Genomic DNA, 10,740 nt, shown 5'->3' on the forward strand with positions numbered 1-10,740 from the left:
AGCGAACGAGACGGATGGCCGCGCCTCCGCCCTGGAGAGCGCCATTCGCCGCCTAGGGGATGAAAGCCCTCAAAGCAGGGCAGGAACGAGAGTCGCATATAGGGCTTGACCTGCATAAACGCCCTCTCAGTAGTCGGTTCGTGAGGAGATGTCCGTTTCTGGCTGAGGTGGGAGCAAGGCCGCTGGTGGAGGTTCTGTCGGCTATTGCTTCCTGGCGAAGTTTGCCGGTGTCGGCCTCGGCGAGGATCCCGAGTTTGACCAGACGCTTCGACCGGGGGGCTGACCGCTTGATGAGGGACACAAAGGATATGACTGTGACGGCACCGGACGTGACCGTTTCCGACGACGCACCCGCCCGCAGGCCGTCCCTCGGCCCGTGGGCCGTCGCCGCGGCGGCGGCCCTGGTCGCGCTCGGCCTGATCCTCTGGTTCGTGGCCGCGCCAGGCGACGACGACACGTCCGACGTGCCCACCGCCGCCTCCTCCGACGCGGGCTTCGCCCGCGACATGGCCGTCCACCACCAGCAGGCCGTCGAGATGTCCTTCATCATCCGCGACCGCACCGACGACGAGGACGTACGCCGCCTCGCGTACGACATCGCGCAGACCCAGGCCAACCAGCGCGGCATGCTGCTGGGCTGGCTCGACCTGTGGAGCCCGCCGAAGACGTCCTCCGACTACATGGCCTGGGTGAAGGGTGGCCCTCACATGGGTCACCAGCCGAAGGACGGCTCCCTCATGCCCGGCATGGCCACCGACACCGAACTCGACCAACTGGGCAAGGCCAGCGGCAAACAAGCCGAGATTCTCTACCTCCAGTTGCTGACCGACCACCACATGGGCGGCGTCACCATGGCCCGCGCCTGCGCCGAGCAGTGCGAGGTCCCGCAGGAGTGCCAACTGGCCCAGGGCATGGTCGACGCCCAGCAGTCGGAGATGGAGCTCATGGCCGACATGCTCAAGGAGCTCGGCTCGGCGCCGCGTTGATACGGCCGTCCGTCGAGCCCCGGTAGCCGGGGGTCCCCGATCCCCCGGCTACCGGGGCGGTGCCGGCCCGCCCACGGCTGCGGGCCTGAGGAAAGGAGGGCGACCGAGGGTCTGCGCGTCTCGCCTTGGGGACCATCACGCGCACTGGCGCGTACGGCTCCTCACCCGGCCCTGACGTACCGCTGCGGCTACGGGGCGTCCTTCGTGGCCTCGGTCCGCAGCCGTCCGATGACGGGGAGGAAGCGGCCCGCGGTTGCCGCGTAGTCGAGGTAGGCAGGGCCGTGTATCGCCCTGAGGTAGGGCTCCTCGACCACGCGTACCTGCAGTTCGACGGCGATCACCAGGGCGGTGAGGGAGGCGAGCGCCGGGGCATTCGGCACCATCAGGGTGAGTCCGAGACCGGTGACGGCCATGGCGGTGAAGATCGGATTGCGGACGTGGGCGAAGGGGCCGCCGCGGACGAGGGTGGTGTGCTCGGTCTGGTCCACGCCCACGCGCCACGACGCTCCCATGGCCCGCTGGGCGACCAACGTGCCCGCGACGCCGAGCAGGGCGATCACCGCGCCGGGCCCGTGCACGGCGGGGACATCGTTGACGAGGACCGGCAGGCCAGCAAGGGTCGCGGCCGGTGCGGCGGCGGCACCGAGGAGAGCGACGACGAACAGGACTCCGGCCCACCAGGAGGCCGAGCCGGGTGTGCCCGACAGGCCGCGGAAACCCGAGTCGCCGGTGCGGCGGCGCTGAATGAGCGTGCGCACGCCGAAGGCGGACAGCAGCCAGATCCCGTACAGCGCCAGTGCCGCCCAGGCCCAGCCGGTCATCGGGTACTCGCCTCCTTCGCCGGGGCGCAGCACGAGCAACCCGGGCCACAGCCGCAACCGTCCTGCCCGTCATCGGTTTCCACGATGTTCCCGATCGGCACCGCGCAGCAGTTGTCACCGCGCCATGCCTCGCGGCCTTCCTTGACCGCGACGGCGGCGATCACGAGGGCGGCGATGGGGTCGGCCCAGGTCCAGCCGAGCAGGGAGTTGGCGAGCAGGCCGACGAGAAGAACGGCCGACAGGTAGGTGCACAGCAAGGTCTGCTTGGAGTCGGCGACGGCGGAGGCGGAGCCGAGTTCGCGTCCGGCGCGGCGCTGGGCGGCCGACAGGAACGGCATGACCGCCAGGGAGAGGGCGGCCAGCACGATGCCCGGCGTGGAGTGCTGGGCCTCGCCGGTGCCGGTCAGGGCGCGGACGGAGTCGACGGTGACGTAGGCGGCGAGCGCGAAGAAGGAGAGCGCGATGATGCGCAGTGCGGTTTTCTCCCGAGCGTCGCGTACGGCGTGGTCACTCGCGGAGAACTGCCAGGCCACCGCCGCGGCCGAGGAGACCTCGATGACCGAGTCCAGGCCGAAGCCGATCAGGGCGGTGGAGGAGGCGAGGGTGCCGGCGGTGATGGCGACGATCGCCTCGATGACGTTGTAGGTGATGGTGACGGCGACCAGCAGGCGTATGCGCCGGGCCAGTTGGGCGCGTCGGATCGGCGCGGGGCCGAGACTGGTGGACATCGTCATCAGCAGCAGTCCTTCTCTTCGGCGTCCGGGCAAGTGCGGTCGGCTTCGACGGCGAGGACCGCGCCGCGCAGGTCGTCCAGCGCGTGGCCGAGGCGGGCGTCGGCCAGTTCGTAGCGCACGCGTCGGCCTTCGGGGACTGCGACGACGATGCCGCAGTCGCGCAGACAGGCGAGGTGGTTCGACAGGCGGGTGCGGGAGATCTCCAACTGGTCGGCCAGATCGGCCGGGTGCGCGGGTGCCTTCCGCAAGGCGAGCAGGATGCGGCAGCGGATCGGATCGGCGAGCGCGCGGCCGAAGCGGGCCAGCGCGTCGATGTCGGAGGCAATGGTGAGCACGATCCAAACGGTACACGCCTTCCTGAATTCAGGGAATCCTGGATGATCAGCTCAGGGGTCGCGGGCAGACGCGCGCGGCGAGTCAGTGCTCGTGCGGCTCGCCTCGGTGCACCGGTCCGTGCGGGTCGTCGCAATGCGATGCATCGTCGCCTGCCGTGTCGCGGGGGAGGCAACCCGAAGCACGCGCTCCGGGACATGGTCGACCTGCAGCGTGGATCGGGTGATGCCATGGTCGTGCCGCAGGAGAGTGGCGAAGCCGTCAGTTCCACCCTCTTGTGAAGGTGGGGACGGGGCGGTCGGTACGCTGCCAGTGCGTACGGGGAGTCCCTCCCCCACAGCTGTCCGCTCTCCCGTCCGGTCCCGGACGGGGCTTTCGAAGGCCCGAACCTGATGCGTCCGCACCGCCCGCGAGGATCCGCCTCCCCGGCGTCCGGCGTGCTGCGCGGGCTCCGGGCCGGGGTGCTGGCGGTGCTGTGCGTGCTGCTGCCGCTGGCCGGGCATGTGCTGGCGCAGGGCCACGCTCCCCGGTGGATCATCGTGGCCGCGATGGCCGCGGTGGCCGTGCCGGGTGCGGCGGTGCTGACACGGCGTCGACTGACGGACACGCAGGTGCTGGCCGTGCTCGCGGTCGCGCAGCTGGCCTACCACGCCGCCTACTCCCTGCCCGGGGCCTGCGCGGCGGCGGTGGCGGGACAGGACGGCTCTGTCGGGCTGTCCCGGCTGGTCGAGCATGACGCGGTCGCCGGGCCGCCGACCGGTGTTGTGCCGGCCGGGCACCTGGTGACGCTGCTGCTGGCCGCCCGTCTGTTGGGCATCACCGTGCGGCTGCTGTGGCAGGGCAGGTCGCTGCTGACAGCCGTACGACGTCTGGTGCTGTTCCTCTGGCCGCTGCTGAGTGGCCGTCATGACGCCGGTCCCCAGACAGCGATCCCCGAGAGCACCGCACCGCTCATGTCGGCGCTGCTGGTGCGGCTGCACGAGGGCAGGGCACCCCCGCGCCTCGGGCACATTCCGTTCGCCCTTTTCCGGCCGACGCCGATCGGCGCTCCCTGCATGCCCTGACGGGTGTGACACGAGGACCGCCCGGCGGGCCGGTACCTCCAGCCTGGCGACCAGGTCACCGGGGATCACAGAGAGCTCCGCATCATGCATGTCACCGACCGGCGTGCCGTCCGCACGGCGGCACGCAGCCTTGTTCTGCCCGTCGCCCTGGCGGCTCTGGCCGTTGCCGCTCCGCAGGCCGCGGCCCACACCGAACTCGACACCAGCAGTCCGGGCGCGAACGCCACACTGGCCGGACTGCCCCCGCGCATCACGCTGACCTTCAGTGACGCGATGACCCAGAACTACGCCAAGGTCGCCGTCACCTCGCCCGACGGGGAGTCGACCGCCACGGGCGAGCCCGAGGTCTCGGGCCGGAAGGTCGCCCTCGCGCTCGATCCCGCCTCGCCCGCCGGGCGCTACACGGTGGGGTACCGGGTCGTCTCCGCCGACGGCCATCCCGTCTCCGGCTCGTACACCCTCACCGTCAAGAAGACGGGCAGCGCCAGTCCATCCCCACGTACGACGGAGTCAGCCGGCGCCGCGGCTCCCCGCGCGGACCGGGAGTCCGCGCCAGACCAGACAGACGAGGAGTCCTCCGGCGTGGCCGTCTCCGTCCTGGTCGCGGCCGGTGCGCCTGCCGTGGCGGCCATGGGTGCGTTCCTGGCACGACGGAGGCGAGCGCGTCATGGCCACTGAGAGCACCAAGACCCGGCGGCTGCCCCAGGTGCCTCTCGTGCTGGCCGCGTCGGCCGGTGTCGCCGTCGCCGTGACTGCCGCCGCGGTGTGGGCCGGTGGGGGCGTGGCCGCGGAGATCCCGGGGATTGCCGATGCCGGGGCCGTGACCGCCTGGGGTCTGCCCGTCGCCCGTATGGTCGCGGACGCTGCCGCGGTGGCCACCGTCGGCGCACTGCTGCTGGTCGTCGTGCTGTTGCCGGGCGGCAGGAAGCTCAGTACGACTCAGCTGCGCTACCTCAACTGGGCGGCGATTGCTGCGGTGTTGTGGGCCGCTGCCTCGGCCGCCACCCTGGTGTTCACGCTCTCCGACCTCTTCGCCCAGCCGATCGGCGAGGTCACATCACCTGCCGTGCTGGCGGACTTCGTCACGACGGACGCGCAAGGCCGCTCGTACGCCCTGATGGCAGCCGCGGCAGGGATGATCGCGACGTTGTGCGTGGGCATCGGCACGGCGCGCTGGGCCCGCCTGGCGCTCGTCGTGGCGTTGGCCGGGCTGACGCCACCCGCGTTCACCGGGCATTCCTCGGCGGCGGGCAACCACGACGCCGCTGTCACCAGCCTCGCCCTGCACCTGGTGGGCGTGGCCGTATGGGTCGGCGGGCTGGTCTTCGTCCTCGTGGCCGCCGCGCGCCGGGAAGACGAGACTGCGGACGCGGTGCGGCGCTTCAGCCCGCTCGCCGCGGGGGCGCTGCTCGCGGTCGCGGCCAGCGGAATCGTCAACGCCGCGGTCCGGCTGCCGTCCGTGGGTGAGGTGTTCACCAGCCGATACGGGCTGATGGTCCTCGGCAAATCGGTGGCGCTGGCCGCTCTGAGCGGCATCGGCTGGTGGCACCGACGCCGCACCCTGCCCGCTCTCCAGGCCGGCAGACGACGCGGGTTCGTCCGGCTCGCGGCCGGTGAACTGCTGCTCATGGCCGCCGCGATGGGACTCGCGGTCGGCCTGTCGCGCACCCCCGCGCCGGGCGACAGCGACGCGTCGCTTTCACCGGCTGAGGAGCTGCTGGGCTTCCCCATGCCGCCGCCGCTCGGCGACTTCCCGTGGACGCCGCTGTTCACCCAAGGGCACTTCGACCCGCTGTTCGCCTTCGGGACCGCGGCAGCCGCCCTGCTGTATCTGGCGGGGGTGCGGAAGTTGCGCGCCCGGGGCGACAAGTGGCCGGTCGGGCGCACCATTTCGTGGCTGCTGGGCCTGGTGGTGACCGTGCTGGCGACCATGAGCGGGCTGGCGGTCTACGGCAAGGTGCTGTTCAGCGTGCACATGGGCCAGCACATGATCCTCGCGATGACGGTGCCGATCCTGCTCGTCCTGGGCGCCCCCGCCACGCTCGCCCTGCGCGCCCTGCCCCGCGCCCCCAAGGGCGAGCCGGACGGGCCGCGCGAGATGCTGCTCAAGCTGCTGCACAGCCGCTACGTGAAGGTCATCTCGCATCCGGTGGTGGCGAGCGTGCTGTTCATCGGCAGCGCCTTCGTCGTCTACTACAGCTCGCTCTTCGAGACCCTGATGCGCAGTCATCTGGGCCACATGTTCATGCTGGTGCATTTCCTGGCCGTCGGACTGCTGTTCTTCTGGGTCGTCATCGGCATCGACCCCGGACCGCACCGACCGCCCCATCTGGGCCGTCTGTTCGCGCTGATCCTTACGATGCCGTTCCACTCCTGGTTCAGCATCTCGCTGATGAGCTCGACCGCGCTGATCGGCGAGGGATGGTGGTCCGCGCTCGACCGGCCCTGGGTCAAGTATCCGCTGGACGACCAGTACGACGCCGGGGCCATCGCCTGGGCCACCGGCGACATCCCCGTCCTGATCACCACGATCATCCTGGCCATCCAGTGGATCCGCTCCGACCAACGCGAGGCCCGCCGCGTCGACCGGAAGATCGACCGAGGCGACGAGAACGACCCGCTGGCCGCCTACAACGCCTACCTGGCGAGCCTGCACGCCCGCGACCGGCGGCCCGCCCGCACCACCAACTCCGCCCCCACCGAGGAATCATGAAGAAGCTGAAGAAGCACCTCATCGCCGCCGCGGCGCTCGTGGCCGTGTTCGCCACCGCCCTCGGCGCCTTCCTGCTGTTCTCCCCCGACGACCGCGACACGGGCGACGTGAACGTGCAGCCCGCCGCCGAGGCCCTGCCGGTGCGCGCCAGCAGCCACCGCCTCACCGAGCCGAAGAAGAGCGAACTCACCCTCGTCGAGTTCCTCGACTTCGAGTGCGAGGCGTGCGGGGCGATGTACCCGGTCGTGGAGAAGCTGCGCGAGGAGTACGGCGACCGGGTCACCTTCGTCGCCCGCTACTTCCCCATGCCCGGCCACCGCAACGCCGAGCCGGCCGCACGCGCCGCCGAAGCCGCCGCCCGCCAGGGCAAGTTCGAGGAGATGTACACCACGCTCTTCACCACCCAGAAGGAGTGGGGCGAGTCAAAGGAGTGGAAGGAGTCCGTCTTCCGCGGCTACGCCGAGCAACTCGGCCTGGACATGAAGAAGTTCGACGCCGACCTCGCTGATCCGGAGACCGCCGGACGCGTCCAGGACGACCAGCGCGACGGCCTCGGGCTTGGCGTGCAGGGCACCCCGACCTTCTTCGTCGACGGAACCATGATCCAAACCCCCGGTTCATACGAGGCGTTCAAGGCGCTCATCGACAACCGGCTGTCCGACTGACACAAACGGGGAGGCAGCACCATGCAGTACCTGATCGACCAGGCACGTGTCTTCCGCGCCCGCGCGGCGGCCCACACCGTGGACCTGGCCGGCGTCGCCCGGCGCCACCGACCGCGGGCGATGTTCATCTCCTGCTCCGACGCTCGCGTCGTACCCGCCCTGATCACCGCCGCTCAGCCAGGAGACCTCTTCGAACTGCGCACATACGGAGGGGTGATACCTCCCTACGACGCGAAGACACCGACCGGCGAAGGCCGGACGATGGAGTACGCGGTCAGCGAGCTGCACGTCTCGGACATCATCGTCTGCGGCCACTCGCACTGCGACGTCGTCACCGCGGCGATGCACAACAGCCTGGCGGCCTCCGGCATCACGGAGTCCGACGACGACCCCGCCCCGCTGATCGGAGACCTCACTGCCACCGGGCACTGGCACGTCCTGACGCAGCTCGACGCGCTCAGCAACTACCCGTGCGTCGCGCCCCGGCTGGCCGACCGGTCGCTGCAGCTGCACGCCTGGTTCCACGACATCGACACCGGCACGACCGTGGCCCACCACGCCCGCGCCAGTGCCTTCCTGCCCCTGTGAACAGCCCCACCCGACCCGACGTATACGACAAGGTGAACGCCCGTGACCGCCCCCAGCCGACTCGTCTACGACGAACGCCTGACCGCCCCGAGAATCTGGTGGGCCATCGCCGTCCTCTTCGGCCTCTCCCTGGCCCTGGTCTTCCTCCCCTACGGGCTGATCGCCGCGCTCATCGCGCTGGCCATCGGCACCTGTCTGGCCGGGATGTACGTCAGCGCACAGGGATCGACACGCATCCGGGTCACCGGCGACACGTTGTTCGTGATGGACGCCCGCATACCGCTGGCCGCGTTGGGGCAGCCGGAGGTTCTCGACGGCGAGGAGGCGCGGGCCTGGCGGACGTACAAGGCCGATCTGCGGGCGGTCATGGCGATGCGCAGCTTCATCCCCACCGCAGTACGCGTCGAGATCCTCGACCCCGACGACCCCACCCCGTACCTCTACCTCTCCACGCGGACGCCGGACCGGCTCGCCAAGGCGATCGGTGAGCGAGCCTGACCGTGCGGCGTCGTACCACTGTTGCCAGTACGGACGCCACCCGGTGGGGAAAGATGAGCGACCGTGCCACGTGATCAGGTGAACGGGCGCGCGGGGCGTGCCGGAGCAGGCCGGGCCAGCCGCGCGGGAGCATGCGCGCGGGCCGGCCTGTTCGCCGTGCTCGGCACCGTGCTCGCGACCTTCGGACACCACGCGATCGCCGAAGGCACGGTGCCCTGGCGGCTGGTGGGCGCGGCGATCGTGGCCCAGTTCGTGGCGGTCTGGCCGCTGGCGCGCCGCCGCTACGCGCCGGCCGCGACCGTGGTGGTCACGCTGGCGGTGCAGGGTGTGCTCCATCTGGCGCTGTCCTTCGCGGACGGCGACACGCAGGCGGCGGTGCCGGGACACCCCATGCACGCCGGGCATCTCGCTGCCGCCGCGGGGGACGGTCACGCCTGGCATCACGCCGGAGCGGCGATGACGACCGTGCATGCGGCCGCCGCGCTGGTCGTGGCCTGGCTGCTGCACCGGGCGGACGCGCGGATGACGGCCGCGCTCGGCACACTCCGCACGCTCGCCAGAGCGGCCGCGACCGCTCTGGCCCAGGTGCTGCCGCGACCGGTGTACGACACCGGCCGGGTGTTCTTCACGCTGCCCGGCCGCCGACCGGGCAGCTCCTTCGAGCTAGCGCCACAAGCATGGGACGACGGACTGGAGCACGCGGTGGTGCGCAGGGGACCACCGCGGCGGGAGCACTTGCGCTCCGTCACCGGTCCCGGCATCCGCCGGACCGGTCCTTCCCGTATCAGCGAGGAGTTCCCCTGTGTCCATATCCACCCATCTGGTGGCCCATGCCGGTCGCCGCATCGCTCTCGCCGGTGCCGCCGCGCTGACTGCCACGCTCACCCTGGCCACACCGGCCGCCGCGCACGCGGAGGTCGAAGCCGACAAGCCCCAGGCCCTGGCCGAGAACGCCACCCTCGGCTTCGTCTCCGAGGCCGAGTCCGCTTCCGCCGGCTTCACCGAGCTGCGCGTCGTACTACCCGAGGGCATCGCCCCCGATGACGTCACGCTCGACGAGGCCCCCAAGGGCTGGAAGCTGAAGGCCACCGACGACGGGTACACCGTCGGCGGCCCCGCCCTGAAGACCGGCGTCGACGCCGAGCACAAGATCAAGGTCCGGCAGCTCCCGGACGCGAAGGAACTCGCGTTCAAGACCGTCGAGACCTACAGCGACGGCGAAGTCTCCCGCTGGATCGAACTGCCCACCGGTGGTGAGGAGCCCGAACAGCCCGCGCCGGTCCTGACGTTGAAGGCGGCGGCACCGGGCGCCACCCCCCTCAGCCCGAGCCCCACCGCAAGTGAGATGCCCAGCCCAACCCCTACCCCCTCGGCCACCGAGTCGGCCACCACGGCCGCGGGCGCCGAACCCGAGAACACGGCCGCCGAAGAGGACGAGGGAAGCTCGGCCGGCGTGATCATCGGCGGGGTGGTCGTGGCCCTGCTGGTGCTCGGTGGCGGAGCATGGTGGCTGGCCAAGCGGCGCACCGCGTCGTCGCACAATTGACCCACTGCCTGCCGCGTCTGTGGGGCGGAACCCCTTCCGCCCCACAGACGAATTCGGCGTCCTCTGGATCCGCCGAGGGGACTGAGCCGAAGAGCGCCATCGGACAGAGCGAGATCACCTGGGAGGAGCCCGCCTCGTACGCGTACACGCTGACGTCTAGTGAACCGGCCCTGCATGGGACCTTCCGGGCGACGGTCCGGGACGGCAAAGCGGCAAAGGCCCTCGGCCTTGACGACAACGGTCGGCAGGCGCTGCAGCAGGTACCTGGTCAAGTACCCACGATCGGCGAACTGCTGGAGAGGCTGGAACAGGCCCGGCGCGACAAGGCGGACACAACGGAAGCGGAGTACGCCGGCGACGGGGACGAGAACACGATCGACGACGAAGCCCTGTACGTCATCAGCGCCTACGAACCGGTCGGCAGCTGACCCGGAAGGGACACGGCGCCACAGATACAACGACTTTCGCAAACTGCGGCCCGCTGCTCGTCGTCCGAAGGACGTGGGCGGACGGGGCACCAGCCGGGCCACCGTCTTGGCCCCATCCGGTCGAGCGCCAACAGCGGGAGGCGCCGTCGGCATGCAGGCCGGTGCCGTCGCGGAGCATCGCAAAGAGGACGACAGGGAGCGAACGGAACATGTACCCGCAGCGTCTGAGGTGCATGAAAGCATCGCGCCAAGCCGCCGTCCTGCTCCTGAGCGCCGGGCTGTTGCTCCCCGGCTGCTCGCCCTCGTCCGACAACCCGGACGACGAGGGATACACCGGCCCCACCCCTGTCTCTTATAGACATCT

General features: G+C 70.8%; 13 protein-coding genes. 9 read left to right on the forward strand and 4 right to left on the reverse strand.

Features of this window, described 5'->3' with window-relative positions; translation table 11 throughout:
• Window positions 1-308: 308 nt before the first annotated feature.
• Entirely contained in the window at window positions 309-986 is a 678-nt protein-coding gene (locus tag G6048_RS42960) for a DUF305 domain-containing protein (RefSeq protein WP_165345043.1), read from the forward strand.
• Between the two features lie 188 nt (window positions 987-1,174).
• Here the strand turns inward: G6048_RS42960 and G6048_RS42965 are convergent, their stop codons facing one another.
• The 3 genes from G6048_RS42965 to G6048_RS42975 are packed head-to-tail and all read right to left on the reverse strand — an operon-like array spanning window position 1,175 to window position 2,876.
• Window positions 1,175-1,807, reverse strand: a complete 633-nt coding sequence (locus tag G6048_RS42965; RefSeq protein ID WP_165345044.1) for a methyltransferase family protein — start codon at window positions 1,805-1,807, stop codon at window positions 1,175-1,177.
• A complete protein-coding gene (locus G6048_RS42970; RefSeq protein WP_165345045.1) occupies window positions 1,804-2,541 on the reverse strand; it encodes a cation transporter in 738 nt (245 codons plus the stop codon). The genes G6048_RS42965 and G6048_RS42970 overlap by 4 nt, the downstream gene beginning before the upstream one ends.
• Window positions 2,541-2,876 (reverse strand): ArsR/SmtB family transcription factor, encoded by a 336-nt coding sequence (locus G6048_RS42975; protein ID WP_165345046.1) that lies wholly within the window; start codon window positions 2,874-2,876, stop codon window positions 2,541-2,543. The genes G6048_RS42970 and G6048_RS42975 overlap by 1 nt, the downstream gene beginning before the upstream one ends.
• A gap of 390 nt (window positions 2,877-3,266) precedes the next feature.
• Here G6048_RS42975 and G6048_RS42980 point away from each other — a divergent pair, with 390 nt between their 5' ends.
• From G6048_RS42980 to G6048_RS43005, 6 genes are all read left to right on the forward strand, one after another.
• Window positions 3,267-3,938, forward strand: a complete 672-nt coding sequence (locus G6048_RS42980; RefSeq protein WP_165345047.1) for a hypothetical protein — start codon at window positions 3,267-3,269, stop codon at window positions 3,936-3,938.
• Window positions 3,939-4,022: 84 nt separating this feature from the next.
• Window positions 4,023-4,616, forward strand: a complete 594-nt coding sequence (locus tag G6048_RS42985; RefSeq protein ID WP_165345048.1) for a copper resistance CopC family protein — start codon at window positions 4,023-4,025, stop codon at window positions 4,614-4,616.
• Window positions 4,606-6,651 carry a cytochrome c oxidase assembly protein gene (locus tag G6048_RS42990; RefSeq protein WP_165345049.1) on the forward strand — a complete coding sequence of 682 codons (2,046 nt, stop codon included), beginning with the start codon at window positions 4,606-4,608 and terminating at the stop codon, window positions 6,649-6,651. The genes G6048_RS42985 and G6048_RS42990 overlap by 11 nt, the downstream gene beginning before the upstream one ends.
• Window positions 6,648-7,316: a DsbA family protein gene (locus G6048_RS42995; protein WP_165345050.1), complete on the forward strand. Its 669-nt coding sequence runs from the start codon at window positions 6,648-6,650 to the stop codon at window positions 7,314-7,316. Before G6048_RS42990 ends, G6048_RS42995 begins: the two co-directional genes overlap by 4 nt.
• 21 nt (window positions 7,317-7,337) lie before the next feature.
• Window positions 7,338-7,904, forward strand: a complete 567-nt coding sequence (locus G6048_RS43000) for a carbonic anhydrase (protein WP_165345051.1) — start codon at window positions 7,338-7,340, stop codon at window positions 7,902-7,904.
• 42 nt (window positions 7,905-7,946) lie between these two features.
• Entirely contained in the window at window positions 7,947-8,402 is a 456-nt protein-coding gene (locus G6048_RS43005) for a DUF3093 domain-containing protein (RefSeq protein WP_165345052.1), read from the forward strand.
• 440 nt (window positions 8,403-8,842) lie between these two features.
• Here G6048_RS43005 and G6048_RS43010 read toward each other — a convergent pair whose 3' ends face one another.
• On the reverse strand, window positions 8,843-9,031 hold the full coding sequence (locus tag G6048_RS43010) for a hypothetical protein (RefSeq protein ID WP_165345053.1): 189 nt from the start codon (window positions 9,029-9,031) through the stop codon (window positions 8,843-8,845).
• A gap of 179 nt (window positions 9,032-9,210) precedes the next feature.
• Here G6048_RS43010 and G6048_RS43015 point away from each other — a divergent pair, with 179 nt between their 5' ends.
• Together G6048_RS43015 and G6048_RS50525 are read left to right on the forward strand one after the other, a co-directional pair.
• Complete coding sequence (locus G6048_RS43015) at window positions 9,211-9,948, forward strand: DUF1775 domain-containing protein (RefSeq protein ID WP_165345054.1); 738 nt, start codon at window positions 9,211-9,213, stop codon at window positions 9,946-9,948.
• The gene (locus G6048_RS50525) at window positions 9,906-10,376 is read left to right on the forward strand and encodes a hypothetical protein (protein ID WP_235991024.1); all 471 of its coding nucleotides are present in this window, start codon (window positions 9,906-9,908) and stop codon (window positions 10,374-10,376) included. Before G6048_RS43015 ends, G6048_RS50525 begins: the two co-directional genes overlap by 43 nt.
• Window positions 10,377-10,740: the final 364 nt, after the last annotated feature.

Source organism: Streptomyces ureilyticus (assembly GCF_011045025.1).
Classification (GTDB): Bacteria; Actinomycetota; Actinomycetes; order Streptomycetales; family Streptomycetaceae; genus Streptomyces; species Streptomyces ureilyticus.

What these genes read in the sequence shown, in the direction of transcription:
- G6048_RS42970 (WP_165345045.1), bottom strand. Translation starts at nt 2,541, where the DNA reads ATGACGATGTCCACCAGTCTCGGCCCCGCGCCGATCCGACGCGCCCAA.
- G6048_RS43000 (WP_165345051.1), top strand. Translation starts at nt 7,338, where the DNA reads ATGCAGTACCTGATCGACCAGGCACGTGTCTTCCGCGCCCGCGCGGCG.
- G6048_RS50525 (WP_235991024.1), top strand. Translation starts at nt 9,906, where the DNA reads ATGGTGGCTGGCCAAGCGGCGCACCGCGTCGTCGCACAATTGACCCAC.
- G6048_RS42990 (WP_165345049.1), top strand. Translation starts at nt 4,606, where the DNA reads ATGGCCACTGAGAGCACCAAGACCCGGCGGCTGCCCCAGGTGCCTCTC.
- G6048_RS42995 (WP_165345050.1), top strand. Translation starts at nt 6,648, where the DNA reads ATGAAGAAGCTGAAGAAGCACCTCATCGCCGCCGCGGCGCTCGTGGCC.
- G6048_RS42960 (WP_165345043.1), top strand. Translation starts at nt 309, where the DNA reads ATGACTGTGACGGCACCGGACGTGACCGTTTCCGACGACGCACCCGCC.
- G6048_RS42985 (WP_165345048.1), top strand. Translation starts at nt 4,023, where the DNA reads ATGCATGTCACCGACCGGCGTGCCGTCCGCACGGCGGCACGCAGCCTT.
- G6048_RS42980 (WP_165345047.1), top strand. Translation starts at nt 3,267, where the DNA reads ATGCGTCCGCACCGCCCGCGAGGATCCGCCTCCCCGGCGTCCGGCGTG.
- G6048_RS42965 (WP_165345044.1), bottom strand. Translation starts at nt 1,807, where the DNA reads ATGACCGGCTGGGCCTGGGCGGCACTGGCGCTGTACGGGATCTGGCTG.